Raw genomic sequence first — 24,306 nt, 5'->3', positions numbered from 1 at the left:
ATGGACAAGAAAGCACTTGATGCTCGTGAAGCCGAGAAATCCATCAAGTCTCAATCTGATCTTGAGGACATTTCGTAAAATGTTAACCAAGGTGACCGTTGAAACTGCGCTTAATGTCGAGTTAGACGAGCGCCTTGGTTACGAAAAAATGCACCAAAGCTAAGTGCTAATAGTTGCAACGGCTATTCGGTAGTGTTCAAAGTTTTGTGTATTTTCCTACACTTCCTAAAAATTCGGAATAAATTGTCAGATTTTCTAAACGTGAGTTTGAGCTTCGTTCAGAACTTCAAGCAATTGGAAGGTGGGTTAGAGAACACGGATATGACGGTATTTTAGCACCGTCAGCTCGAAACCCTCAAGGTTCAAATTTAGTGATATTAAAAAATGAATAGAATTCCTGAATATTTAATGGATTTATGCAATTCTTATTTGGGTGAACATGCATGGGAGTTATTTGTGCGTAGTTTATGTCTGGCTGATGCGAATTTAAATGGATTATCTAACTTAGGTGTTCCAAGTGATATTGAAAAGGTTCTTATATATAAGGTGGGACCAATTGAACATACTAAACGGTGGCTTTTTTCACCTGTACCAGCTCTGTCATATTATAAACCCATTGACATTATAAGAAATTATAAGGAAGGAGAAGTAATACTTCGTACCGTTTTAATGAGAATGCCCTGATAGAATGATTGATTTGGTTGTGAACATTCAACCGATACGGTCTTTTAGATAATAGTGAGACCTTCAGTGCAATTCAGGGGGGCATTAATGAAAGGGTTTACTAGAGAAAATAGTGATAAAATTGGTTTGTCCTATCATTTTTGTTTAACTAGGCTATTGACTTGGATGAGTTGAAGGTATGGTATTATTAGGTTGTTAAAGATAACGAATGTTATCCAGGTTCAATTATTTACTCTGATAGTTCAATAGCTCACTATATTTAGTGTCGTAATATCTTTCCTTTATCGGCCATATTTAGAAGAGATAGAGAGGCTTTATATAGCATTGCATATGCAAGGGATATCGAAATTTATGATTGCCAGATTAGTAGATAATTAGCTGTTAATAGGGTTTATAAATATACCGACCTTATAGATGAATATAAGACTTTATTTCCGTTTATTACCTTAAATGGTTACTAGGTTTTAAATAATGGATAATCTAATTGAAGAACAACGAAAATTGATCGAACAGCTTTACCGAATTGTGAAGGGGAGTTGTCCAGTTGATGCCACGTCAGCTAAGTGTCGGTTCGAATACGATCATGGTTATGAGGATGGTAGTGAGAGCGTTGGAGAAACTTTCTACTATAAAAAAATGGCGAGAGTGTTTCGGCAGCTTTGAGGCATGAGTTGACACTTCCGGTTATGGATTTGGTCCCTCAGCTTCATGCGAAGATGAAGGCGCATGCTGGGGGAGATTGGAATGCATTTACGTTGTTCATCAACGAAGACGGAACTGTGACAACTAAATTCGAATATCCAGATTAAGAACCATCTCTTGATGCTGTTCATAGTTTTGTGTCAGGGTAAGTCACAGATTCACATATGATCGACCCTATTTGGGAAATGGACAGTATCACATACACAGTTAAATCAAATGATTGCGCGCATGGTAGAAATTTCAAATGGAGCTCTACGAGTAGAAGACATTAATATAATAAGGTGATGGCATGACTGTAGGTTTAAAGTTAGGAAGTATTACGGATGAAATTGGAGGGCAGGATTTGTTCCATGCCTTTTTTTCAACAGTTAGCTATAGGCTAGAAAAAAATGGTTGGGGCTCACGCTTTCCATGCTTGCTTAAAAAGCTTTATCAAGGAAGGCTGGAGCAAGGTGATGCAAATCAAGCATTAGAAGAAATAGATGTGATTACCTCTGAGTTTCGTAATCTATCTCTAAATAAGGTGATCTGGGATATTGAAAATTTAGATGCTAGTCCGCCTTGGGGCAGCAATATTAGTAGCGATATAACGGATTTATCAAACTATTTTGTTACTAGCACCGGTCGTGATCTGATTAGTGTACTAAAAGAATGTCTTGAAGAATTGCGAGATGAAGGAGGTTTGATAGAGATTGTATTAATGTGATGGGCATTGTTGGTGACCCTGCACGAGAAGTGGATACTCCGCTGGGATAAAGTCAGATTCCAGTTTTGTACCAAATGTGCCCACTTCTCGGAGGCCTCCAGCATTCCGGCTTAGTGCGTTTTCAGCAAAAGGTTTCATTGATGCTATCGACCTTGGCTTCTGTGAGCTTAAAAGTTTGTATGTGGAGCAAAAGCATTTCGGCTAGATTACGGTCCGAATGGAATAGGATGGGATAGTTTTTTGGAACAGCAAGTTCCAAGCAAACTAATAGTTTTAAAAATCAACCGGCTTGTGATTTAGTTCCTAATGGGAGGTATTAATGTGCTCGATAAAAGTGCCAAGCGAAGAGAAAAAAATTATGGTTGAGCTTTCCGAATCTGAGTTGCGATATCTTTTAGCTTCAGGCTATGGATTATTGTTGAACATTCCAAAAGAATCATTATCAACTTATACAAACTTCAATGCATCTGAAATTTAGGAACTCTCTAAAAAAATCAGGAGAATTATGGATGAAAATGATATTTCAATTTAGTTATTGTTTGGAGTGAATTATATATGTTGATTATAATGGTTGTATGGATCTAATATTCATATATTATTCGATTATGCCTGGGGGTAGGGGTGATGTTCTGAAGTTTATCAAGAGGATATTGTAAATATTCAAACTGATGGTTAAGTCATGGAATATAACAGTTTTGGTTTTTATAGAGATATAAGAATATGGGTGATTCAGGTGATGATTTTTGTGGAAAATATCTAGATGATTTGGAAAGGTTAATTGAAAGAATTGTATTGCATGAAAATGAAAAAAATGAACTGATGTCTATTATAAGTGATGCTAGGGTTCGTCAAACAGTCCCTATTCGAGGTATTCATCAAAAAATAATGGATTATAGGAGGAAGTATAGTTTATATAATCCATTTACAGCGACTGAGGAAAAAATGATTGAAAAATTATTATGTTTTTGGAGTTAATATGATCTGTTTATAGCGCGACGAAAAATGGTTATTTTGGGCCTGATGGTGGTTTTGTACTGCCAAAATCTGAATTTGATAGAGTGCTATCTGAGTCTAAAGGTGATCTGAGAATTATAGAAAAAACTCGGCTTAGATATGGGTTACCTGGGTGATAGAGACACAATGGCTGTATTTATTAAACCGTAAGAGATGAAAAAAATTCGTATGCCATCAGGTAATGAAGGTGGGGCTAAAGGTCAATGGGTTCATGGCGGTTATACTAGTGGTGGTGTTCCAGAAGCAGTTATGGATTTTTCTCATAATCCACCAGTTGAATAAATTAATTTTAAATAATAAAGAAAATTAATATGAGTAAGTTCTATGATATAAATCAATTTGAGTATCCGCCTTCACCTACATCTAGTGATGAAGAATATTTTGGATCGGGATGGAGTGTAAGAAAACAAGGCGATAAGTTTTATTTTAGTTACATATCTGGCCAGCTTCAGGGGCATAGCGATGAAGTAGAAATATCAGAAGATGATTTCTACTGCATTAAGTGTAGCAGTATGAGCTTTGATGAGATTTGTCGAAAGTTAGGTGTGCACTGAGTGTTAGAGGCTGTGAGGGTGTTCATAGTTCTGTGTCAGCGTAAGTCACAGAACCACATATTGATCGACTCTGTTCGGGAAGCGGATGCTCAACTGGAATAACGCCAGATTCTAGTTCTGTAGCTGATGCGTCCACTTCTCGGAGCCTTCAACATCCCTGCATCCCTCAAAACCTAAACTCAGCTCACCACGCTCACCTCGGGCGGTACGGCGGATATCAAAGTCGCCGGGAACACCGACATTACCGGCGCGCTCATTGCCACTGTCGATGAAAACGGCAACGACCTCGGCAACCTGACGCTCAACACCGGCAGCCTGAGCTTCAGCGATCTCAATAACACCGACTACCGTCAGGTTCAGTCGGCAGGCCTCACCACCAGTGTCGGGGTGCAGCAAGGGGGGATCGATTCCACCTATAACAGCAGCAACCTGAAGTACACCAACACCTCGTCCTACAGCAAAGACAAGACCCTCGCAACCTTGGGGCAGGGCGAGATCACCCTGAGCGATGACAGCGACCTCACGGCGCTGAACCGCGATACCAGTACTACCAGCCGGGATCTGTTCGAAGCCGACCGCCAGCAGGGCAATGTGGATGTCACCCTCGACCACCGCCTGCTGACGGAAGAAGGCCGCAATAACATTGCCGAGGATGTGAAGCGGAATGGCATCTTTGTTGATGCCGTCATGGATGCGGCACAGAAAGAAAGCATCGGCCTGCTGGGTGATGCCGAAAACGGCGTAGAGAATTTCTTTGCCCATCAGGACAACAAGCAGAAATTCTTCACCGCCACCAAAAACTTTGTCACCGGGCCAGAGAATGCGGCACTGGTCGCTGTGCTGAACGACAGCCACGCTACCCCGGCGCAAAAGCAGGCCGCCTACGGCGCGTTGTCGGGATACATCTCAGATGAACTGGGCATCACCCCGGCAGAAGCCCTGCTGGCCGTGGTTGAAACCTATGGCGACCAAGCCACCAGAGGGGCTTACGCCAACGGTACCCTGTACATCAACGATAGTGAACACTATCGCCTTGAAGATGCGGTTAACACAGTCGGCCACGAAACCCAGCACCATATAGACGCGCAGCGCGGGCATCAGGGTGACGGTGAGACTTACGAACAGAACCGCGAGCAGTATGCCGAAGTGATGGGAGAAGCCACAGAAGATTACCTGAGCTTCAACTACAGCAATGCCGGTCATGGCGAGTTTGGCGGCTGGAATACCCAGAACGGCACCCAGGGCAGCGAGCTGATTTCGCAAAACCAAAGCCGTTTTGACCACGACAGGCAAAGCGGACAGATGGATTTCCGCTTGCCGAATGAAAAAGAGCAGCATGCCCTGAACAAACTGGCCGGGGATGATCCGGCGAAACAACGGGAACTGCTGAGCGCCGCCTGCGCGATGATCAAGTGTTCGGCAGAGTTTGCTTTTGGGAGTGATGAGTATGAGTATTACCGGGCGCTGGAGGATGAAGGTGCGAATCATCAGGATGCTCAGGCAGTTCTTGCGAATTACAGCGACAAGGTTTTAACCCAAGGGGATACTTATCCGGCAGTTAAGTGGGAAACCTACGAAGATTTATACCAGTACACAGAGCAAGACCGGATATCCGATGCAGAGCAGCTAGTTTACAATCACCAGACTTTTGACAGAATGGCCTGGTTGGAAAGACAAGGTCTGACACCGGAACAAGCTGGAGTCATTCTGGCGCTAGGTGGCGTCGCAGCGGCTGTTATCGATGGTAAAAGCGGCAAGATAAAGCAGCCGAAGTTGCCAAAGCATACATCGACTTCGAGCTCGATTCAGGGACAGGTTGATGCAGGTACGCGTGATGAGTACGCTGGGCCTTATAACCCGAATAGCACAAGAGCAGATTTAGAAGCTATGTATGGAGCGGATAACGTTACATCAACAACGAATCCGAAGAATCCGATACAAACTGTAAACTCCAATTTAAACAGAGGTATTGAGGTTATCCGAGGTACTGATGGTGGCAAAGCAGTTCGTGTACAGTATAATGATCCCGTGACAGGTCAATTATCAGTAGCAAATATCCCATACAATGGGCGTGACTTGCCAATTTTTGATGATCATGCGAAATACACTACCAGTATTGATCATTCTGTTAGTTATAATACACAAATGAAACGAGCTACTGAAAACCTGCGAGATGCAATTAATAGTGGACGCATTGATTCTAGTCTATTTACAGATATTCAATTGCAAGATATTCAAAATCTAGAGCGAAAGGTAACTGGATTTACTTGGCATCATAATGGTGATTCAGGAAATATGCAGCTTGTTCCCACCAAAGTACATGATGCTGTTAAACATATTGGTCAAAGTGCATTAAGTAAAGGTAGATAAGAATATGAAAAAAATAAGTGTTTATCGGGACTCTGGCATTGTTGATATCAGCGAAATAGAGCGTTTCGAAAATAAAATAGGCTATGAGTTTCCATCTGAATACAAATATTTGATATCGAAACATAATGCTCTTAGACCATCAAGTGAATGTTTTGATTTTAATTGTAATGGTGAATTGGATTCTCGTGATGTAAGTTTTTTCGGTTATGGTGAATCTGTCAATGAATACGAAGATATAGAAGAATTCCAGCAAGAGGGCTCATATTGCTATGAGCATATTGTTGTTATCGGAGGTGCTGCAAATGGGGATTATATTTGTTTCGATTACCGAGGAAATCCAAATTCAAACAATCCGCCTGTGATTGTAATGCTTCATGATTCTACTGATGAAAACAATAAAATGCTTATTTGTCCTGTTGCTGATAATTTTGAGCTGTTTATAGAGTCTCTCTATGCTGATTAGTCTCGAATTTTAATTAATATTAATGATAGATCGAGTACCCATGAACCTATAAAAGAAGCATATCTTGAATTTGGAAAAGGTGGTGATGTATATCTTCATTCTGATGGTAAAGTGCTAAAATATGATAATTCGGTAGTTTTTCCATAGGAATAAATATATGGATGATGCAGGTGATGATTCTTGTGGTAAAGATCTAGATGATTTGGAGGAGCTTATTGAAAAAAATTGTATTACATGAAAATGAAAAAAATGAACTGATGTCTACTATTAGTCATGCTAGAGTGCGCCAAACAGTTCCTATTCGGGGAATTCATCAAAAAATAATGGCTTATAGAAAGAAATAAGGTTCATATACTCCATTTACAGAGGCTGAAAAAATGATTGAAAAGTTATTATGTAATTGGAGTTAATGGAGGATAGTTAAGGTTGTTTATTGTTCTATGTGAGGCTGTTCATAGTTCTGTGTCAGCCTTAGTTACAGATCTATGAACAGCCTCAGCTATTCGATTGACGGACACATTGTTTTCAACAAAAACATACGGGTCAGCGATAAATCTAAACATTGTGTCTAAAATGCACCAAGATAGTACTGATACTCCGGTTGTTCTGCGGGAACTGACCACTTATCCTGGCTTTTAAAAACAAACTTTTTGTTATTCAACCATGTAATGTTTTGTACAGAAAACAGGATTTGATATTCATCAGGGTCGTTTCCGTAAACAAAAAACCAAGTGTTATTCACTTTCTGCTGAATAAAACGACCGATTTCCTGCCCATTGTAATGGGTAATCAGTCTAAATTGCCTATCGGGAGAGTAGACCGCACTTTCAGGGTTTCCTTCCACAGATTCACCCGTTTTCAGTGACAGGAAATAGTCAGCGTCAACAATACATTCAAGCCCGATAACATTATCAGCGGGGAAATAAGCTTTAAAACCGCAGTCATCACCCTGATGATTGATGAGCTGAAACAAGATTTTTCCCTGATCATTTCTGATTTCCACCTTGTCATTGGAGGTAAACCGCTCCCCCAGCCGTTCCTTCGCTTCCTGATAACTGGTGATCATCTCAAGTGCTGGCTGCTGATATACCGGGGCTTCTTGAGTAAACTGCAGAAATTGCTGTTCTGTAATTTTCTGTATTTTCGGATGAAGCGGTTCCTCCAAAGCCAGAGTGGCAGAGGAAAAAGCCAACCCAAACCAAGCGAACAAAACTAGGGAGTGCTTGCTATTATTTTTCAATTTGATTCTCTCAATGAAAGTTACTAAAGGAAGAAGTTTTTCTGGGCATTTTCTCCCTCAAAAGCCAACCAGGAAAACTAAATTTTCTCCGATGCTGCTCTGGCAGGTTTATGAAAAACTGCGGTTATTTTCCCATTATATTTTTCACCCGCAACAGGTTTAGAGTATCACCTTCCTGATGCCTGTAAACCGTCTTCCTGTGTCCATCTATTTTTCTGGGAAGCATATTTACTGTCACGGCCATTGTCATAATCAGTATATCTGTCGCGGGCATTTGGCGAGAAAACAGCGTTTTCTGGATCTGATCCAATACTGTTGGACACCGCGTTAAGTAAGTAAAATCACTTATCGAGGTGAACCGCAATACCTATACCGATGAATTCAGAGATTTGAAAAATCTGCATACGTTACCTCACAAAGCGCACTTAAGTGCATATTGTGACGATCCTTCCACTCCCTTTCTCTGGTCTTTGCCAGCCTGGGGCAACACTGAAATACTCTTGCGGAATTTTCAGGTACGAAAAAGGACAACAGTATGCAGATTAAACACACTTCCCCCGGTCAGGTTTTGTTTATCAGAAAGCGTTTGTATATTTCCGATGTTGGCCCTGCCAGCGTTGATTGCAGCAGGCAGATTCAGGATCTTATTGATCGATCAAATTTGTCTGTCACAGGACCGTGGCATTTCATTGCCTATCATTTCCCTCAGGACGACCAGACCGAATTTGATATGGATTTCTGCCTGCCTGTCGCTGGCGAGTGTGACGAATTTCTGAAAGGCGACATTGAGGCGAAGTATTTACCTGATTTGCATTGCGCTACCTGCGTTTTTGAAGGTCCGCTGGATGATTTATTTGTCAAAGGTTACCAGCCACTGTTACTGGAAATGAAAGACGAACAGTGCAGACTGACCGGTGAAAGCCGCGAGGTTTACCACAACTGGTGCGGGCCGGATTCAGACAAGAATGTTGTAGAAATTCAGTTTGGCATTCAGACCGATACTACGCTTTCATAGTCCCTGATTGTCAGTCTATATCAAACAGTGATTACATTGTTTGAACACTGTCTATTGTTAACAAATAATATTCATTTTGTGAAAGTTTTAGACGTTAACTTTAGTTAACGTTTATTTTTTTGTTGTTTTTATGGCTTTTAGAAAAATTAAATTAATTGTTTGTATATTGAATCAGAGTCAAAGAATTTAACTTTTGATTAAGGGGCGTGATTTTGACTATGGGATAAGTAAAAATGACAGTATCTAAATACATTTCAAAAGTTGTAATGAAAGGTGGTGAGTAATAGGATTGCTGCTGTCAGAATCAATGCTTTATCGTTATAGGTTTAACGACGTTGACTTAGAGCAGAGTGAGAGAATGGTAAAAACTTTTCATAGTGCATCTAAAAAAAATCAAGATAAGAAAGCAAACATAAAAGATTTCTCTTCTGTTGCTCGGGTAAAACAAGAGAATTCACCTAAAGTGTCAGATTCACCAGGAAAAGTTAACCGGTCGCCTGGCTTACTTTTTTCAAACCAGGTTAAGTCGGTGAATGGTGAAATAGATATTCCGAGTGAATGGAAGAAATCAGTAGATGCTATTTTAGGTGAAGGCTCAGAGATATCAGCGAATGATTATCTGAAAGTACGAACTTTCTCAGATGAAATTAATATTGAAAGTGCAACGGCTCAAATTGAATTTTGTAACCACTTATCGAAACGTTTTCAAGATGTACAGGGTGAGTTATCTGATTACGCTAAGCTGGGTAAGGTTGATAAACTGACTGATTTGGGTTCGGTGGTAATCGATATTGTTAAGAGTATTGATGTTTCTATCTTTAACCCAAAGAAGATGTCGAGCCGAATTTCGACCTTTATGCGAACTAAAAAAGGAAAAATTGAATTTATTAAACATGAATTTGATTTTGCCTGTGATCAGGTGGATGCAAAAATCGACTCTGTGTTCCAGGATTTGACATCAATGAAATCCACATTATCTGAGTTTGAGGATCGTATGTCAGAGGTTCATTCAATTTATAAGGAATTAGAGCTGAGAATTCTGGCTGCTAAAATAAAAGTGGCTGCCTTTAACGCAGAGTTGCATTCGGATAAAAACAGTGAAATAACATCTAATCCTTTCGAGATAGATATTGTTGCGACAAAGAAAGAAGCCGTAAGTCGATGGGATAGAAAATTGTCTAACCTGCAGGTGTTACGTCAATCATTGTTGATGACATTACCACAATTAAAACTTTATTCGTCAAATTTGGTGAATGGTTTTAGCCGACTGGAAGATATTCGTACTAATGTCATCCAGGTGTGGAAACAACAGTTTTTAACTGCCATTGCACTTCATGAAAAAAGTGAAATCTCATTGTATTACGAACTGAACGAAGTCCAGGAAAAACTATTTTCCAGTATCATAGAGCTGAATAAAAATGACGTTTAAACCTGTTTTTGTAAACACAGCAACCCCTGTGCCAGGGGGGCAATCCACCGAAGTCTCACAATCCCCGGTTGCGCTTGAGCAGGCGGTTGTTCAGGCTGCGGTAGATCAGGCGATGGGGCAGTATCAGTCCGAACTTGAGCAATGCCAGATTGATACACAAGTGCTCAGAACCACCCTTGTCAGCCAATTATCCCAAATGGATGTTTACAGTCCGAATGGCGTCGCAACGCTGGGCGATGCGTCTGCTCAGAAGATCAGCAGCTACTCGGATGACATGCTGAAGCATGTGAAGTGTAAAGATCTGGAGCACATGGCTGGTAACCTGACAGAGGTGATTGGTCTGGCGAAGGGCGTCAATATTGAAGCCCTGGTGGGGGAAAACAACTTCTTCTCCAAACTGATTTCGAAGGTTAAGAACACCAAAGAAAAAATCCTGGCACAGTTTAACTCTGTGAACACGCAGCTTGAGCGACTGGTCAAGGAAATTGATAAGCAGCAATCCAGTCTGCGTGAACGTGCGCATCAGTTGGACAATGTCTTTATTCATAATATGAATGAGTACAAAGAGCTGTCTTCCTGCATTGTGTTCGGCGAAGCCAAATTGAATCTGATTCAGCAGAAAATTGATGGCATGGCTGAAGAAGCAGCAAGTTCTTCATTTCTTGCCCAGCAGGTGAGTGACCTGAAAGACATTGCTACGCGGGTTGAAAAGCGTGTGTATGACCTGAAATCACTGCAAATGCTGGCACTGCAAACCGCGCCGATGATCCGCATGGTGCAAACCAACAATCTGACATTGGTTGAGAAATTCGACAACATCAAAACCCTGACCATTCCGGCATGGAAGAAGCAGTTTACGCTGGCAATTTCGATGTTGGAGCAGAAGAAAGCCGTTCAGCTCAGCAACAAGATTGACGATACCACCAATGATCTGATCCGTAAAAATGCCGACATGCTGCGTCAGAACACGCTGGATGTTGCACGAAGCAATCAGCGCTCTGTTGTGGATATCGAAACCCTTGAACATGTTCAGACCACACTGATCAGCACCCTGCAGGATGTGGTCACCATTGAGCAGGAAGGCGCAAGACAACGTCAGGCCGCCAGCCAGAAAATGGAATCCATGAAAACAGAATTACTGTCTGTTCTGTCTAATTAAATCATCATTAGAGAAACGTTATGGCTATTAATCTAGAAAAAGGCAACTCCATCAACCTGCAAAAAACAGAGCCGGGTCTGGTTAATCTTCGTCTGGGCCTGGGTTGGGATCCGGTGACCAATACCTCACCGTTTGATATCGACGCATCGGCTTTTGTTTGTCGTCACAATGCGCAGGGCGAGCCAAAACTCCTCTCTGATGGCCACTTTATTTTTTATAACAACCTGAAGTGTCCGCAGGGAGCGGTTGTTCACACAGGTGATAACCGTACCGGTAACGGTGAAGGTGATGACGAAAGCATCAAAATTAACCTGACCAATATGTCTCCAGACGCCGATGAGATTTCTCTGATTGTGACAATTCACGATGCCCCTGCCCGTAATCATAATTTCGGTCTGGTGAAAAACAGTTACATCAAGCTGTACAACGAAGACTCGGGTCAGCTGATTGCACAGTTCAATCTGGGCAATGATTTCCACAGTGAAACCTCTGTGCAATTCGGTTCTCTGTTTAAAGAAAACGGTCAGTGGAATTTCAAAGCAGTAGGTGCAGGCTATCAGCTGGGTCTGGTTGATTTTGTCAACGGTTACCAATAATTATCAGACCTGGAAGAAGTAGTTATGGCGATTAAACTAGAAAAAAACAGCACCATATCTCTGACTAAGAGTGCGTCAGTTGAATTGAAAAAACTGACCCTTGGTTTGGGTTGGAACCCGGTGAAACCCACAGGTTTTTTTGGTGCCATTTTCGGTGCGAGCGATATTGATCTTGATGCCTCTTGTGTGTTGTTAAACGAGACGGGCGAGGTATTGGATACGGTTTTTTTCCAGAAACTGAAGTCAAAATGTAAAAGCGTTCAGCATCAGGGTGATAACCGAACCGGTGAAGGCGATGGCGATGATGAGCAGATTAAAATCAATCTGGAAAAGCTGCCGAAAAATGTGAGTTATATGGCCCTGACAGTAAATAGCTTTCGCGGTCAGCCATTCAGTAAAGTAGAAAATGCGTATTGCCGAGTGATGGACCAAACGCAGGCTGAACTATGTCGGTTCACCCTGTCAGAGCAAGGTAATCACACTGGAATCTATATCGCATTGTTATCTCGTCAGAATAATGAATGGCATTTCTCAGCGAAAGGCCAGCCTGTTCATGGTACTAATGTGAATGACATGCTTCCAACGATTTGTTCATCACTGTAATGACAGCTGATTTTTTTCTTTTAAAGCCATGATGATAGTTCATGGCTTTTTTGTATTGAGAGTAAACAAAAGAGACAAAGGCATACACTATAGCGGTGAGTTATTGGCCGTTAATTTATCCCCCTCAAACACCTAATCCCGGCTCACCACCTTAACTTCCGGTTGTGCGACAGATATCAAGGGCGCGCTTAACACCGATATTACCGGAGCGCTCATCACAGAGGATGTGAAGCGTAATGATCCTGATTTGTCCTTGCTCGCCGATGCCTTGAAGAAAGATTTTGTATTTTTTAGTGGCGGGTGTCGGGAGTTCATCTGAGCTTTTTTGTTTAAGTGGCAGGGAAGTACTGTCTCGATCTGGACTAGACTTAGAAAATTATAGAAAAGGGACTCATAGAGCGGCTTGGTGCGTAGGGGCGCATATGAAAAGTATTGAAAGTTCATTCAATAAAGGCGTCATCGTGTCCGTTCGAGGTAGTGTCGTCGATGTCCTTTTTCAATCCCTGTTACCGCAGATACATTCTCTGTTGCGCACGGGGGTGGATGACGAAATTGCTATTGAAGTTGTAGCCCAATTGGATGCGCAGCGTGTGCGAGGTATCGCTTTGACCACCACGCAGGGATTAGCCCGTGGCGATGTGGTTGTCGACAGTGGCGGCCCTTTGATGGCGCCGGTCGGCAAAGCGATTTTATCGCGGATGTTTGATGTCTTTGGTCATACCATCGATCGTCTGCCCCAACCAACGGTGCAGTGGCGCAGCGTTCATCGTGCCCCTCCTGCATTGGAGCATCGTTCAACACAATCCAGTATCTTTGAAACGGGGATCAAAATTATCGATGTCTTGATCCCCTTGGAACGAGGCGGAAAAGCGGGCTTGTTCGGAGGAGCCGGTGTCGGTAAGACTGTGCTTTTAACTGAAATGATCCACAACATGGTTGGGCAGCATGAAGGTGTGAGCATCTTTTGTGGGATTGGTGAGCGCAGTCGTGAAGGTGAAGAGCTGTATCGCGAAATGAAGGCAGCGGGTGTGCTGGAGAGTATGGTGATGATATTCGGGCAGATGAACGAACCGCCGGGTGCCCGCTTCAGAGTCGGGCATGCGGCATTGACCATGGCTGAATATTTCCGTGACGATGAACATCGCGACGTTCTTCTATTAATCGATAACATTTACCGGTTTATTCAGGCTGGTATGGAAGTCTCTGGTTTGATTGGCCAGATGCCCGCCAGGCTTGGCTATCAGCCTACAATGGGCACCGAACTGGCACAGTTGGAAGAGCGCATAGCAAATACTGATAGAGGCGCTATCACCTCTATTCAGGCCGTTTATGTTCCCGCGGATGATTTCACCGACCCCGCAGCGGTGCACACCTTCTCGCACCTCTCTGCTTCTATTGTCCTGTCGCGGAAAATGGCAAGCGAAGGGTTGTATCCAGCAATTGATGTACTCCAGTCGAATTCGAAAATGGCGACACCTAATATCATCGGAAAACGGCACTATGAACTGGCGCAGGAGATTCGTCGAACCTTAGCCCAATATGCCGATCTCAAGGACATCATTGCCATGCTCGGTTTAGAGCAATTATCTAATGATGACCGCAAAATCGTCGGTCGGGCCCGCCGGTTGGAACGCTTTCTTACCCAGCCTTTTTTTACCACGGAACAATTTACCGGCCTTAAAGGCAAGCTGGTTAGCCTTGAAGACGCTCTCGACGGTTGTGAGCGCATTTTAAACGATGAGTTCCAGGATGTACCGGAGAGCGCGTTGTATATGATTGGCGCTGTTGGTGAATCTTCTGACAATGCGAAGAAGCGGAAGGATGTAAACGATGCCGGCAACGAGCATGCAGCTTAAAATTTTACTGCCTTATCATGTTTTCACAGAGAAGAATAACGTTCTTCGCATTGTCGCAGAGTCAGACAGTGGCGCTTTTGGGTTGTTGCCGAACAGGCTTGATTGCGCAGCCGCACTTGTGCCGGGCATTTTGATTTATGAAACCGCATCTGACGGAGAGGTTTATATAGCTGTAGACGAAGGTGTGTTGGTTAAAGTGGGCACCGATGTGTTGGTTTCAGTGAGAAATGCCATCGGCGGGCTGGCGTTAGAAGAACTGCATGATGCAATTGAACAGGAATTCCTTGCGCTGGACGAGCAGGAGAAAAGTGTGCGCTCGGTATTAGCGAAAATCGAAGACGATTTTATCCGTCGCTTTTTCACTCTGCATCATGAATGAGAAAAAAGGTAAGTCACCAATCAAAAAGACGGTTTTCAGTAAGCAAATAGGGACGAAGGCAGCGAGAAAGCGGCAGTCTCAGCGGCATGTATCGCGAACAGTCTGGAGTGGCCTCGGCATGATGGGATTGGTTGGCTGGTCTGTAGCGATACCAACCCTGCTCGGGATCGCACTGGGCATCTGGCTTGATAACCGATACCCCAGCGAACATTCCTGGACGCTGGCTTTACTGGTGGCCGGTTTGGTTATTGGCTGTGCCAATGCCTGGCACTGGCTGGCCAAAGAAGGTCGCGAAATTCGTGAACAGGAAACTGACGATGATAAATAATCTATGGTTTGTCGCCCCTTTGGTAATGGGGATTGTGCTGGGTATCATTTTTTTCGGTGGATTGTGGTTAACCGTTCAGAAGACGATAGCCTCTGACTATGTGGCGTTGTGGTTTTTCAGTAGTCTGCTGGTACGTACCGGGATTGTTTTAACTGGCTTTTATTGGATTTGTGGTGACAGCTGGCAGCACTGGCTGGCCGCTTTAGTGGGGTTTAGCCTGGCGCGCTGGGTCATCATTCGGCTTACCCGCTCAGCTGAGGCGATTCAGGAGGGCAATAATGCACCTTAGTCCGGACAGCATCATTTTCTGGCAGTGGGGCCTGTTTAAAATCAATGCGACTATCATTTTTACCTGGGGGCTGATGGCGGTGTTGACGCTGGGGTCCTATTTGGTGACGCGACGTTTGTCCCGGGGATTGAAACGCAGTCGCTGGCAGAACCTGTTAGAAATCATAGTGATTGGGATCGTCAATCAGATTAGCGAAGTTGGTCTGGCCCGGCCGCGTCTGTATCTGGGCTTTATTGGTACCCTCTTTCTCTTTATTGGTTCGGCCAGTCTTTTCACCATTGTTCCTGGCTTCGAACCACCGACCGGTTCGCTTTCTACCACCACAGCACTGGCTATCTGTGTTTTTATCGCCGTCCCCATGTACGGTATTTCGGATTGTGGCTTGAGGGCTTACCTGGGCGCTTATCTGAAGCCGACAGTGATTATGCTGCCCTTCAATATCATCAGTGAATTTTCACGCACCTTGGCTCTGGCCGCGCGACTTTTCGGAAATATGATGAGTGGCACTATGATTCTTGCCGTCCTACTGTCTCTCACTCCCTTTCTTTTTCCGATCGCTCTGAGTGCGCTTGGGCTGCTAACCGGCATTGTTCAGGCATATATTTTCAGCATTCTGGTGACTGTTTATATTGCGGCGGCGACACGTTCGCGTCAGTAAGTCTGACACTCAACCAGAAGCTAAAACATGAATAGGACTTCTATGGATACTGTAACAGTTATTGCGGTCGTCTCGATTATTACAGCTGGTCTGACAATGGCTATCGGCAGCATTGGGCCATCTTTAGGAGAAGGGAGGGCTGTAGCCGCAGCTCTCAGTGCTTTGGCGCAGCAACCCGATGCCTCAGCAACGATCACCCGTACCTTGTTTGTTGGTCTTGCTATGATCGAATCAATTGCTATTTATTGTTTTGTGCTGTCGATGATTCTGCTTTTTGCTAATCCATTCTGGAACTATGTTATCGGTCAGATGGCAGGTAAATAGCGCATGCTCATCGACTGGTTTACTGTCAGCGCTCAGATTATTAATTTCCTTATACTCGTTTGGCTGCTCAAACGGTTTTTGTATCGTCCGATACTCAATGCTATCGACGAACGGGAGCAGCGCATAGCCAGTGAACTGGCTGACGCAGATGCAGTAAAGATCCAAGCCGAAAAAGTGAGCCAGGCGTTTCAGCAGAAGCAGGCGATTTTTGATAAGGAAAGAGCACAATTGCTCAGCCAGGCGAAAGTGGCGGCGAACCAGGAACGTTTGCGTCTGCTGGAGAAAGCGCGTGAAGAAGCCCTGTTACTCAGTGCTAAACGTCAGGAAAATCTGGAATCTGAAGCCAGAGAACTGCGGCAAGAAATTGGTCGCCGCATGCAACAACAGGTTTTTGCTATTGCACGCAAGGTGTTGGCGGACTTGGCTGATGTGAAGCTTGAGGAACGTATAACGTCCGCTTTTGTGGCCCGCCTGCAAGCGTTAAGCACTGACGAAAAATGCAAATTGGCGAGCGCCCTGCGTACAGATGCTGAGCCTATTGTGGTGCGTTCTGCCTTTGAACTCCCGTCAGAAAACCGACTGTTTATTGAAACCCAAGTCAGGAAAATATTCGGCACAACGTCAGCCATTCGTTTCGCTACGGCGCCGGAAATGGTCAGTGGTATTGAGTTGAGTACAGACGGACAAAAAGTGGCATGGAGTATCGAGGAATATCTCAAGGCACTGGAACACAGTGTCGATGAACTGATTAAAGCCACAGTACCTGAACAGGGGGTACAGGCTAAGGACAATGCTGATGAGAGCTGAGTCGCTCAAGAGCGTTTTGGATGCCTCACTTGCCACGATTGACGCAGCCTGCGCGAGCTTTTCGCCTCAATTAACGCCCAGAGAATTCGGGCGGGTTGCCAGTATTGCCGCAGGTATCGCTAAGGTTTCCGGGCTGCCTGGCGTTGGCTTTGAGGAGGTGCTTAAATTTCCCGGTGATATTAAGGGCATCGCCTTTAATGTGGATGAAGATGAAATTGGTGTTGTTCTGCTTGGTGACTACTGGCAGCTACAGGCGGGTGATCCGGTCGAGCGCTGTGGCCATGTTGTCGATGTGCCTGTGGGTGAACGTCTTCTTGGCCGGATCATTGATCCGACCGGCAGACCCCTTGATCATCAGGGGGAGCTGCTGATCGGAGCCCGCTTGCCGGTTGAACAGCCCGCACCGCATATCATGGATCGGGCTGCTGTGAGTGTCCCTTTGCAAACCGGGATTAAAGTGATTGATGCCCTTATTCCCGTTGGTCGCGGACAGCGGGAGTTAATACTAGGTGACCGTCAAACCGGCAAGACCGCGATTGCGCTGGATACCATCCTTAACCAACACGACAAAAACGTCCTCTGCGTATATTGCGCGATTGGTCAGCGCGCTTCCGGGGTAGCCAAAGTCATTGCGACGCTGCGTGAAAAAGGGGCATTGGCATACACTGTAGTGGTGGTGACTGAAGGGAATGACCCGCCGGGACTCGCTTATATTGCGCCTTATGCTGCGACCAGTATTGCTGAGTATTTTATGGCCCAGGGCCGGGATGTGTTGGTGGTTTATGACGATCTTACGCACCATGCCAGAGCCTATCGGGAACTTTCTTTGTTACTGCGCCGACCGCCTGGACGAGAAGCTTTTCCCGGGGATATCTTTTATATACATTCTCGTCTGTTAGAACGGGCAACGCACCTCAACCCCAGCCTTGGGGGAGGTTCGCTGACCGCCTTGCCGATCATTGAAACGGAAGCACAAGATATCTCAGCGTATATACCGACCAACCTGATTTCGATCACTGATGGTCAGATTTATTTGTCGCCCGTCCTTTTCGAGCTAGGTGTATTGCCAGCCGTCGATGTGGGTAAATCGGTTTCCCGTGTTGGCGGTAAGGCACAGCGCGCTGCGTATCGGGCTGTAGCGGGTGACCTGAAGCTGGCATATTCGCAGTTCGAAGAACTTGAGAACTTTTCCCGCTTTGGTGCCCGGATTGATGAAACGACGCGGTTGAAACTCGTACATGGCTTACGTATCCGGGCTTGCCTGAAACAGCAGGAGTTATCGCCGCTTGCTGTTCCAGCACAGATTAGCGTGTTATTGGCATTGACCGCAGGATTACTGGATCGCGTGCCGTTGGCACAGATGGCAGAAGCAGAACTTGCCATCTGTGCTGCCGCTGTAAATATACCGGATGAACTGATCGCGCAATTAGACTCTGACGATGCGCTCAGCGCTGCAGATCGGGCATTGATTACCGATATTGCTAAGCAGGTATTAATGGATTTCCTGCCAGAGCAAGAGGAAAAGTGATGAGTAATAGTGCTGTTAGCCTACGCCGTAAAATTGCGACAGCGTCTGACCTTATCGCGATCGTACGTACGATGAAAGCGATAGCGGCATCAAGTATTAATGAGTATGAGAATGCCGTAAGCGCTTTGGAGGACTACGACAGGGCCGTGCAGCTTGCTCTGCTCGTAGGCCTCCGCCAGAGCTCGATTACCAATACACAAACTCGTGAGAACGAAAATATGGTCGCTGCTGTGATTTTTGGCTCAGATCAGGGTTTAGTCGGACAGTTTAACGAGCGCCTGGTCGATTTTGCGGTTCAGACGCTCAGTGAGCATCCATGCCGGAAAAGGATATGGACTGTGGGTGAGCGTATTCAGACCGGTCTTGAAAACTGTAATCTGGACGTTGATACCAGCTTTGAGCTTCCCAACTCAATGAGCGCAATCACGGCTATGGTCAGTCAAATTCGGTCGGAAATAGAAAACCGGCGCATACGTGGCGATATTGGTCCGGTGTATTTATTCCATAATCATCCTGTTTCCGGGGCGACCTTCGAACCGCATTGCCTGCGCTTGTTGCCTCTTGACGAGGTCTGGTTTAGCGAGATTGCTCAGCGAGAATGGCCGACTCAAAACCTGCCGGAAGTGATTCAGGGGCGCAAACAGGCCATTGTTGCTTTTGTGCAGGAATATATTTTTGTTTCTTTGTTCCGTGCCTGTGCAGAGTCGTTAGCAAGTGAAAATGCCTGTCGGCTGATAGCCATGCAGCGTGCAGAAAAGAACATTGAGAATCAATTGGAAACATTGGGCACGGATTTTCACCGGTTACGCCAGCGTGTCATTGATGAAGAATTATTTGATGTTATTGCGGGGTTTGAGTCGTACGGGACTGCGACGCATAGACCATAATGGAACTGTGTAGATGTAATCAGTAATTCTTGCCTAAGTGACAACAGCGGGAGTGAGTTTGTTATGAAAGCATTACAGTATTTTACTTCGATCTTAACCATTGTGGCATTACTGTTTGTGATTGGCTGTGGCTCAACGGCGAGCAGGCAAGGTACAGGCGAGTATTTTGATGACTCTGTCATTACTGCAAAGGTCAAAACCGCCATATTTAATGATCCCCAACTTAAGTCACTTGATATCAGTGTGGAGACTTTCAGAGGTGTGGTGCAGCTCAGTGGTTTTGTGAAATCACAAGCCAGTGTTCAAAAAGCGGGCAGCTTGGCGAAAGGCGTCTCAGGCGTGAAATCTGTCGATAATAATCTTAGTGTGAAGTACTAGCACATCTTCGCTATATCATTAATACGATTATTATTAATGATATAGCAGAAGCTATTTTTACCCTCTTACTCTGGTATTACGCTATGGCAGTTAACTACGTGAAAACACTTGGTGGTTATTAATTTTTCAAACATAGATATCTTATTTAATGTAAACGTAATGCAGTATATATAAAAGACACAGAGTGAAGGGGAATTAATGAAGTTCAGCGAAAAGTATTAACCAATAAAAAACACTTTCTATTTAATCTCTTCCAATGATTTAAGGTCGGGCATACTGTTCACGTCACCATAATAACGGCAGTTGCCGTTCAAGCTGGGGGTCTGGCAGCGTGACATTCAGCCCGACCAGGCGCACTCCCCGGTTTGCCCGGCGTTCATCCCAAGCTTTTTTGGCCGTTTTCAGCAAATCGGCTTGATTGAGGATAGGGAACATATGTTCGTGAGTGGTGAGGTGAAAGTCGCTGAATTTATATTTCACGCCCTGGCGAGAAATTTTGTATTGCGGGCTGTAAGAGAACAGCCGCCGTTTCAGCTCAGGGTAAAGCTGTTTGATAATGGCTTCGCATTCAGGCCATTGATGAATATCCTGAGGCAAGGTGAGTTCAACACCGACCGTTTTTCTCGGCTGCTCAACGCAGAAAGCCGTGTCATCGCGGCCATGGCACCTGTCCCAGATCATGAGGCCGAATTTCCCAAACTCTTTAATGATCTCAGCCAGATCCCATTGCTGTACGTCACCGCAGGTTTTCAGGCCTAACGCTTGCAAGCGTTCCTCAGTTTTCGGACCAATTCCGGGAATTTTGCGCAGCGGCAAGGCTTTGACAAAGTCATCAACCTCATGAGGCGCAATAACGAACTGGCCGTTGGGTTTGTTATAGTCTGAGGCAATTTTGGCGAGAAACTTTGCCGGGGCAACCCCGGCGGAAGCGGTGAGCTGCAGCTCATTTTCGATAGCATTGCGGATCTCCTGGGCGATCAGAGTTGCAGACCCTCTGCATGCGCTGCACTGACTAACATCCAGATAGGCTTCATCCAGAGACACTGGCTCATTATAGGGGGTGTAGCGGGCAAAAATGGCATGCATCTGTTCTGAAACCGATTCATACAACGCCATTCGTGGCTGGATGAGTGTCAGGTCAGGGCATAGCCTGAGCGCTTTTGCTGTCGACAGGGCACTGCGCACCCCGTATTTCCTCGCAGGATAGTTCGCTGTGCAAACCACCCCGCGGCTCTCAACACTGCCGCCGATGGCGATAGGAACATCCCTGAGATGAGGGTTGTCCCTCATCTCGATTGCCGCGAAAAAGCAGTCCATGTCGATATGAATAAACTTCCTGTCTCCGTGTTGTTCTCTTCCAGCGTGCATCGTTTCTATCTCAATACATTCGCGTAGAGACGCAGCTTGTTCTTTCTGAAACGATTAACATCTTTGCTTCCCGGCAAAGAGCAATTTTACACGGTTCGTTCATGTGTTTTTTCTTCTTGTCTGAGTTTAACCAGTGCCCACTTGGCTGAAATGACAATAGAGTTCGCCATGCAGATAAAAGAGAAACCGCCAGCGAGCATGGTCAGTGCACCAGCCACAATGCCTGATAACGATTCACCTGTGTTGGCTACCGTTGAGTAGAGGCCGTAATTTTTGCCAAGCTCTCCCTGGCGGGACAGTGTCTGGATATTGGTGATAATAGAAATATCCACTATGGCGCCAACAAATCCCAGTATGAATACAGAGGCGAACAGAGCAGGCTGGCAAGCGATAAGGGAAGTAACTTTCGATTAAAGATTACTTCTTTCATGTTATTTCTCCGGAAGTGATGATTTAGGTTTTTATGCAGATATAAAGCATCGTTTTAAATGGATATTGCCTTTTTGGATAGATAACATGTGTTTAACTGTGCCACGATTTTTTATAAGACTGTCTTTTACGAAGCCGGAGATAATAATAGAAATAATTTTATATTGATAATTACCAATATATGCAGCTGATGATCTCGTTCGCAATAATCTTTTAATTAAAAATTTAAGCTAGAAGAAAATATCTTTTATGTGTGAATAGTCACAATAAAACAATCCATTTTTTATGGGTTGTAAGTGAATGTAAAAAAGTATGTTTTATATTTTCTTTTATTGAGTAAATAATTGATATTTTTAGTGGTTATTATTAAATCTATCAGAATATTTGAAGGCAGAAATATGCTGGTTCAGAGACCGGGTTGCAGGCGGATGTGTTTTTATTTTGATGCTTTCATTTAGCCGATTGTGGCGAGCGCACCGCACTCGCCGTTGATTCACTTACTCACATTTCGACACCATGACGGCGTCGGGTAAGCCGTTATCCTGAAAAGTCAGGCTCCATACATAGCGTCCTGCTTCAGGCAGCATCGCAGCTGTGTCTTTGCCATAGCTGCCAGCCGTGAGCGGGGTTTCCTGACCCGGCCGGAGTTCCAGCCCTTCGGCCGTATACTGAGGCGACCAGTCTTGACTGGCGTACTGCATACGGAAGCTGCCGGCCTGTTCACTGACCACGACCTGATACAGGTTCTGGCCTTTGTATTCGAACTGTCGGCTGTCTTTGTGCTTCCACCCTGAATCGGTGAAATCACCCACCACATACAGCGGTTTGCTGACCGGGCCTTGCTCAGTCACTGTGGGATTATCACACTTTGCCATCAGGCCTGTGCCCGTCACGCTCAGGGCTTTGGCTGTCAGATCGACAGCAGGTTGTACCGGGGATGCAATGCGCAGGAAGCGTGCTTCAAAGCCATTGAGCGGAACATTGTAGTGTCCGCTGCTGAGGGGGAAGCGCTCACCGCTTTGCAAGTCAATCAAATCTCCGGCTGATCCCAGCGTGTCGGCATTTAAAGCCAGTTGTTGCGAAGCGTCTGTGGTGCTGACCAGATACACCACGGCGTCCTGATCGTTTTGCTTGCGATCCACATACACCTTGTCATTGGCCACAATGTTAAGGCGTTCACCTTGGTACAAGGCCGGGTGCGCCGCCCGCATGGTCATCAGCTCAGTGACATAGGTTTTGAGATCGCGCTGGCGCGCATTCAGCGTGGTGCTGACGCCGTCAACTTTGCCACTGGAGCGGGCCACATGATCATCACACAAGCCCTGTATGGCGCAGATATCGCCAGGCACTTTTTCGGCAAAATGCTCAACCTGATCACCAATTTCATCACCGTAATACAAGGTGATGGGGCCGCTATAAGCGGCGAGGAAAGATAAGGCGGCTTTATGGCGCTGCCAGTATTGATCATCGGTGGGCTCTGCAATATTGCCCCGTTGCAGCAAATCACCAAAGCGAACGAGATCATGGTTGCCCAGCATCAGATTGGGTCTGGCATGATCGGGATACAGACGATGTAAATCCATGCCTTCTGCCAGCCAGCTTCCGCCTTTGCCGCCGTTACTGTTTTCATTCACGGCGAAGGTTTCCACTAACCGGTAGCGGACCGGGAAATCAAAGGCTGAACACAGTCCCGGTGCGCCTTGCGGGCCATAACCGGCCTGATTGATGACGTTCTCGTTATTCCATATTTCAGCCACCATGTAACCCAGCGGATGCACAGTCTCGCCAAGGTGATTGACGTAAGTGACCGACTGCGAGGCTTCATCCACCGTCTTGCGAATGTCCTGCCAGGCATCAAGAGGCACCTGATAAGCCTGATCCAACCGCCAGCCATCGATTTTGAGTGTTTTGATCCAGTAAGCTGCCACTTCCTGATAAAAAGGCAGGCTCTCGGGGTAGCTGACCGGATTGCTGTTGCCCACGGGAAGCTTTCCGGTTGGGGATGGCACCACATTCTCTTTGTGGTGGCCAAACACACCGTCAAAGAACACATACAAACCCCGGGCATGGGCCTGTTCGACCAATGCTTTTGCGGTCTCTAAGGTGCCAAATTTCGGATCAATCGAAAAATAATCGGTCGCATAATAGCCGGTTGCATCCAAACGGTCCGCCCAGTGATCCTGGCCTGCTGTGGGTACCGATGCAAACACAGGCGTCAGCCAGATAGCATTGATACCTAACGACTGGATATAGTCCAGAGAGTCGATAATCCCCTGCAAATCGCCCTGATGGTGGCTGGTGCCGTAGCCGGTGCCATGACCAATACTCGGGTCACCATCGACGAAGCTTTCTACCATTACCTGGTAAATCCGTAGCTGTTGGCTTTGCTCGGCAACGTTTGAGTTACAGGCATAAGGCGCAATGGTTGGGTTTTCGTCCGCAGATGGGGTTGAGCTTCCGCATCCTGCCAGGGCCGTGGCTATCAGTAATGAGAGTGTGGAATGAGCTATCCTTTTGTTCACGTTTCACTTCCTGTCGTT

The 24,306-nt window shown here is 45.3% G+C and carries 28 protein-coding genes and 1 pseudogene; 24 read left to right on the top strand and 5 right to left on the bottom strand.

Annotated elements, in window-relative coordinates; translation table 11 throughout:
• From D6M16_RS22640 to D6M16_RS14505, 7 genes and pseudogenes are all read left to right on the top strand, one after another.
• Window positions 1–189: pseudogene (locus D6M16_RS22640) on the top strand (IS256 family transposase); the annotation flags it as partial.
• A gap of 53 nt (window positions 190–242) precedes the next feature.
• Window positions 243–392 (top strand): RES family NAD+ phosphorylase, encoded by a 150-nt coding sequence (locus tag D6M16_RS22700; RefSeq protein ID WP_120513194.1) that lies wholly within the window; start codon window positions 243–245, stop codon window positions 390–392.
• Window positions 385–684 carry a hypothetical protein gene (locus D6M16_RS22290; RefSeq protein ID WP_162941049.1) on the top strand — a complete coding sequence of 100 codons (300 nt, stop codon included), beginning with the start codon at window positions 385–387 and terminating at the stop codon, window positions 682–684. Before D6M16_RS22700 ends, D6M16_RS22290 begins: the two co-directional genes overlap by 8 nt.
• A 991-nt stretch (window positions 685–1,675) precedes the next feature.
• Window positions 1,676–2,092 carry an immunity 70 family protein gene (locus tag D6M16_RS14515; RefSeq protein WP_120512568.1) on the top strand — a complete coding sequence of 139 codons (417 nt, stop codon included), beginning with the start codon at window positions 1,676–1,678 and terminating at the stop codon, window positions 2,090–2,092.
• Window positions 2,093–2,812: 720 nt separating this feature from the next.
• On the top strand, window positions 2,813–3,067 hold the full coding sequence (locus tag D6M16_RS14510) for a hypothetical protein (protein WP_120512567.1): 255 nt from the start codon (window positions 2,813–2,815) through the stop codon (window positions 3,065–3,067).
• 192 nt (window positions 3,068–3,259) lie between these two features.
• Complete coding sequence (locus D6M16_RS22605) at window positions 3,260–3,388, top strand: hypothetical protein (RefSeq protein ID WP_276131405.1); 129 nt, start codon at window positions 3,260–3,262, stop codon at window positions 3,386–3,388.
• A gap of 29 nt (window positions 3,389–3,417) precedes the next feature.
• The gene (locus D6M16_RS14505; RefSeq protein WP_120512566.1) at window positions 3,418–3,660 is read left to right on the top strand and encodes a hypothetical protein; all 243 of its coding nucleotides are present in this window, start codon (window positions 3,418–3,420) and stop codon (window positions 3,658–3,660) included.
• A 111-nt stretch (window positions 3,661–3,771) separates the two neighbouring features.
• Here D6M16_RS14505 and D6M16_RS22285 read toward each other — a convergent pair whose 3' ends face one another.
• Entirely contained in the window at window positions 3,772–4,422 is a 651-nt protein-coding gene (locus tag D6M16_RS22285; RefSeq protein ID WP_162941048.1) for a hypothetical protein, read from the bottom strand.
• On the opposite strand from D6M16_RS22285, the gene D6M16_RS22410 reads away from it, so the two are divergent.
• Both D6M16_RS22410 and D6M16_RS14490 read left to right on the top strand, forming a co-directional pair.
• The gene (locus tag D6M16_RS22410; RefSeq protein WP_205576901.1) at window positions 4,348–6,030 is read left to right on the top strand and encodes an HNH endonuclease; all 1,683 of its coding nucleotides are present in this window, start codon (window positions 4,348–4,350) and stop codon (window positions 6,028–6,030) included. The two genes, D6M16_RS22285 and D6M16_RS22410, sit on opposite strands and share 75 nt — an antisense overlap.
• 4 nt (window positions 6,031–6,034) lie before the next feature.
• Window positions 6,035–6,493 carry an SMI1/KNR4 family protein gene (locus tag D6M16_RS14490; RefSeq protein WP_120512564.1) on the top strand — a complete coding sequence of 153 codons (459 nt, stop codon included), beginning with the start codon at window positions 6,035–6,037 and terminating at the stop codon, window positions 6,491–6,493.
• Window positions 6,494–7,061: 568 nt separating this feature from the next.
• Here the strand turns inward: D6M16_RS14490 and D6M16_RS14485 are convergent.
• A complete protein-coding gene (locus D6M16_RS14485; RefSeq protein ID WP_162941047.1) occupies window positions 7,062–7,733 on the bottom strand; it encodes a hypothetical protein in 672 nt (223 codons plus the stop codon).
• 535 nt (window positions 7,734–8,268) lie between these two features.
• On the opposite strand from D6M16_RS14485, the gene D6M16_RS14480 reads away from it, so the two are divergent.
• From D6M16_RS14480 to D6M16_RS14410, 15 genes are all read left to right on the top strand, one after another.
• Window positions 8,269–8,748 carry a GyrI-like domain-containing protein gene (locus D6M16_RS14480; RefSeq protein WP_120512562.1) on the top strand — a complete coding sequence of 160 codons (480 nt, stop codon included), beginning with the start codon at window positions 8,269–8,271 and terminating at the stop codon, window positions 8,746–8,748.
• 358 nt (window positions 8,749–9,106) lie between these two features.
• Window positions 9,107–10,177, top strand: coding sequence for a toxic anion resistance protein (locus D6M16_RS14475; protein WP_162941046.1), 1,071 nt, complete (start codon window positions 9,107–9,109; stop codon window positions 10,175–10,177).
• Window positions 10,167–11,336 carry a toxic anion resistance protein gene (locus D6M16_RS14470; RefSeq protein WP_120512560.1) on the top strand — a complete coding sequence of 390 codons (1,170 nt, stop codon included), beginning with the start codon at window positions 10,167–10,169 and terminating at the stop codon, window positions 11,334–11,336. Before D6M16_RS14475 ends, D6M16_RS14470 begins: the two co-directional genes overlap by 11 nt.
• Before the next feature lie 20 nt (window positions 11,337–11,356).
• Complete coding sequence (locus D6M16_RS14465; protein WP_120512559.1) at window positions 11,357–11,932, top strand: TerD family protein; 576 nt, start codon at window positions 11,357–11,359, stop codon at window positions 11,930–11,932.
• A gap of 24 nt (window positions 11,933–11,956) precedes the next feature.
• Entirely contained in the window at window positions 11,957–12,535 is a 579-nt protein-coding gene (locus tag D6M16_RS14460) for a TerD family protein (protein ID WP_120512558.1), read from the top strand.
• A gap of 422 nt (window positions 12,536–12,957) precedes the next feature.
• Window positions 12,958–14,391, top strand: a complete 1,434-nt coding sequence (gene atpD / locus D6M16_RS14455) for a F0F1 ATP synthase subunit beta (RefSeq protein WP_120512557.1) — start codon at window positions 12,958–12,960, stop codon at window positions 14,389–14,391.
• Window positions 14,381–14,770 (top strand): F0F1 ATP synthase subunit epsilon, encoded by a 390-nt coding sequence (locus tag D6M16_RS14450; protein ID WP_205576900.1) that lies wholly within the window; start codon window positions 14,381–14,383, stop codon window positions 14,768–14,770. The genes atpD and D6M16_RS14450 overlap by 11 nt, the downstream gene beginning before the upstream one ends.
• Window positions 14,763–15,098: an AtpZ/AtpI family protein gene (locus D6M16_RS14445; protein ID WP_120512555.1), complete on the top strand. Its 336-nt coding sequence runs from the start codon at window positions 14,763–14,765 to the stop codon at window positions 15,096–15,098. The genes D6M16_RS14450 and D6M16_RS14445 overlap by 8 nt, the downstream gene beginning before the upstream one ends.
• Window positions 15,088–15,387, top strand: a complete 300-nt coding sequence (locus D6M16_RS14440; protein WP_120512554.1) for an ATP synthase subunit I — start codon at window positions 15,088–15,090, stop codon at window positions 15,385–15,387. The genes D6M16_RS14445 and D6M16_RS14440 overlap by 11 nt, the downstream gene beginning before the upstream one ends.
• The gene (locus tag D6M16_RS14435) at window positions 15,377–16,045 is read left to right on the top strand and encodes a F0F1 ATP synthase subunit A (RefSeq protein ID WP_120512553.1); all 669 of its coding nucleotides are present in this window, start codon (window positions 15,377–15,379) and stop codon (window positions 16,043–16,045) included. The genes D6M16_RS14440 and D6M16_RS14435 overlap by 11 nt, the downstream gene beginning before the upstream one ends.
• 42 nt (window positions 16,046–16,087) lie before the next feature.
• Entirely contained in the window at window positions 16,088–16,369 is a 282-nt protein-coding gene (locus D6M16_RS14430) for a F0F1 ATP synthase subunit C (RefSeq protein ID WP_120512552.1), read from the top strand.
• 3 nt (window positions 16,370–16,372) lie between these two features.
• On the top strand, window positions 16,373–17,176 hold the full coding sequence (locus tag D6M16_RS14425; RefSeq protein ID WP_120512551.1) for a F0F1 ATP synthase subunit B family protein: 804 nt from the start codon (window positions 16,373–16,375) through the stop codon (window positions 17,174–17,176).
• Window positions 17,166–18,704, top strand: coding sequence for an alternate F1F0 ATPase, F1 subunit alpha (locus D6M16_RS14420; RefSeq protein WP_205576899.1), 1,539 nt, complete (start codon window positions 17,166–17,168; stop codon window positions 18,702–18,704). The genes D6M16_RS14425 and D6M16_RS14420 overlap by 11 nt, the downstream gene beginning before the upstream one ends.
• Window positions 18,704–19,591 carry a F0F1 ATP synthase subunit gamma gene (locus tag D6M16_RS14415; RefSeq protein ID WP_120512549.1) on the top strand — a complete coding sequence of 296 codons (888 nt, stop codon included), beginning with the start codon at window positions 18,704–18,706 and terminating at the stop codon, window positions 19,589–19,591. Before D6M16_RS14420 ends, D6M16_RS14415 begins: the two co-directional genes overlap by 1 nt.
• A gap of 63 nt (window positions 19,592–19,654) precedes the next feature.
• Window positions 19,655–19,969 carry a BON domain-containing protein gene (locus D6M16_RS14410; RefSeq protein WP_120512548.1) on the top strand — a complete coding sequence of 105 codons (315 nt, stop codon included), beginning with the start codon at window positions 19,655–19,657 and terminating at the stop codon, window positions 19,967–19,969.
• A 285-nt stretch (window positions 19,970–20,254) separates the two neighbouring features.
• On the opposite strand, the gene dinB is transcribed toward D6M16_RS14410, so the two are convergent.
• From dinB to D6M16_RS14395, 3 genes are all read right to left on the bottom strand, one after another.
• Complete coding sequence (gene dinB / locus D6M16_RS14405) at window positions 20,255–21,337, bottom strand: DNA polymerase IV (protein WP_120512547.1); 1,083 nt, start codon at window positions 21,335–21,337, stop codon at window positions 20,255–20,257.
• 86 nt (window positions 21,338–21,423) lie between these two features.
• Window positions 21,424–21,669 carry a hypothetical protein gene (locus D6M16_RS14400; protein WP_120512546.1) on the bottom strand — a complete coding sequence of 82 codons (246 nt, stop codon included), beginning with the start codon at window positions 21,667–21,669 and terminating at the stop codon, window positions 21,424–21,426.
• 594 nt (window positions 21,670–22,263) lie between these two features.
• Window positions 22,264–24,288, bottom strand: a complete 2,025-nt coding sequence (locus D6M16_RS14395) for an alpha-amylase family glycosyl hydrolase (protein ID WP_240435624.1) — start codon at window positions 24,286–24,288, stop codon at window positions 22,264–22,266.
• Window positions 24,289–24,306 lie beyond the last annotated feature (18 nt).

Source organism: Photobacterium salinisoli (assembly GCF_003614885.1).
In the GTDB taxonomy this organism is placed as follows: Bacteria; Pseudomonadota; Gammaproteobacteria; order Enterobacterales; family Vibrionaceae; genus Photobacterium; species Photobacterium salinisoli.
The sequence above is the reverse complement of the archived record's forward strand: the minus strand, read 5'-3'. Positions and strand labels throughout refer to the sequence as shown.

Excerpts from the sequence above, each read along its gene's own strand:
- D6M16_RS22605 (WP_276131405.1), top strand. The coding sequence starts at position 3,260 with ATGAAAAAAATTCGTATGCCATCAGGTAATGAAGGTGGGGCTAAAGGT.
- D6M16_RS22410 (WP_205576901.1), top strand. The coding sequence starts at position 4,348 with ATGGATGCGGCACAGAAAGAAAGCATCGGCCTGCTGGGTGATGCCGAA.
- D6M16_RS14465 (WP_120512559.1), top strand. The coding sequence starts at position 11,357 with ATGGCTATTAATCTAGAAAAAGGCAACTCCATCAACCTGCAAAAAACA.
- D6M16_RS22285 (WP_162941048.1), bottom strand. The coding sequence starts at position 4,422 with ATGGGCAAAGAAATTCTCTACGCCGTTTTCGGCATCACCCAGCAGGCC.
- D6M16_RS14505 (WP_120512566.1), top strand. The coding sequence starts at position 3,418 with ATGAGTAAGTTCTATGATATAAATCAATTTGAGTATCCGCCTTCACCT.
- D6M16_RS14460 (WP_120512558.1), top strand. The coding sequence starts at position 11,957 with ATGGCGATTAAACTAGAAAAAAACAGCACCATATCTCTGACTAAGAGT.
- D6M16_RS14415 (WP_120512549.1), top strand. The coding sequence starts at position 18,704 with ATGAGTAATAGTGCTGTTAGCCTACGCCGTAAAATTGCGACAGCGTCT.
- D6M16_RS14425 (WP_120512551.1), top strand. The coding sequence starts at position 16,373 with ATGCTCATCGACTGGTTTACTGTCAGCGCTCAGATTATTAATTTCCTT.
- D6M16_RS14475 (WP_162941046.1), top strand. The coding sequence starts at position 9,107 with ATGGTAAAAACTTTTCATAGTGCATCTAAAAAAAATCAAGATAAGAAA.
- D6M16_RS14430 (WP_120512552.1), top strand. The coding sequence starts at position 16,088 with ATGGATACTGTAACAGTTATTGCGGTCGTCTCGATTATTACAGCTGGT.
- atpD (WP_120512557.1), top strand. The coding sequence starts at position 12,958 with ATGAAAAGTATTGAAAGTTCATTCAATAAAGGCGTCATCGTGTCCGTT.
- D6M16_RS14480 (WP_120512562.1), top strand. The coding sequence starts at position 8,269 with ATGCAGATTAAACACACTTCCCCCGGTCAGGTTTTGTTTATCAGAAAG.
- D6M16_RS14470 (WP_120512560.1), top strand. The coding sequence starts at position 10,167 with ATGACGTTTAAACCTGTTTTTGTAAACACAGCAACCCCTGTGCCAGGG.
- D6M16_RS14410 (WP_120512548.1), top strand. The coding sequence starts at position 19,655 with ATGAAAGCATTACAGTATTTTACTTCGATCTTAACCATTGTGGCATTA.
- D6M16_RS22290 (WP_162941049.1), top strand. The coding sequence starts at position 385 with ATGAATAGAATTCCTGAATATTTAATGGATTTATGCAATTCTTATTTG.
- D6M16_RS14440 (WP_120512554.1), top strand. The coding sequence starts at position 15,088 with ATGATAAATAATCTATGGTTTGTCGCCCCTTTGGTAATGGGGATTGTG.
- D6M16_RS14450 (WP_205576900.1), top strand. The coding sequence starts at position 14,381 with ATGCAGCTTAAAATTTTACTGCCTTATCATGTTTTCACAGAGAAGAAT.
- D6M16_RS14510 (WP_120512567.1), top strand. The coding sequence starts at position 2,813 with ATGGGTGATTCAGGTGATGATTTTTGTGGAAAATATCTAGATGATTTG.
- dinB (WP_120512547.1), bottom strand. The coding sequence starts at position 21,337 with ATGCACGCTGGAAGAGAACAACACGGAGACAGGAAGTTTATTCATATC.
- D6M16_RS14515 (WP_120512568.1), top strand. The coding sequence starts at position 1,676 with ATGACTGTAGGTTTAAAGTTAGGAAGTATTACGGATGAAATTGGAGGG.
- D6M16_RS14420 (WP_205576899.1), top strand. The coding sequence starts at position 17,166 with ATGAGAGCTGAGTCGCTCAAGAGCGTTTTGGATGCCTCACTTGCCACG.
- D6M16_RS14445 (WP_120512555.1), top strand. The coding sequence starts at position 14,763 with ATGAATGAGAAAAAAGGTAAGTCACCAATCAAAAAGACGGTTTTCAGT.
- D6M16_RS14490 (WP_120512564.1), top strand. The coding sequence starts at position 6,035 with ATGAAAAAAATAAGTGTTTATCGGGACTCTGGCATTGTTGATATCAGC.
- D6M16_RS14435 (WP_120512553.1), top strand. The coding sequence starts at position 15,377 with ATGCACCTTAGTCCGGACAGCATCATTTTCTGGCAGTGGGGCCTGTTT.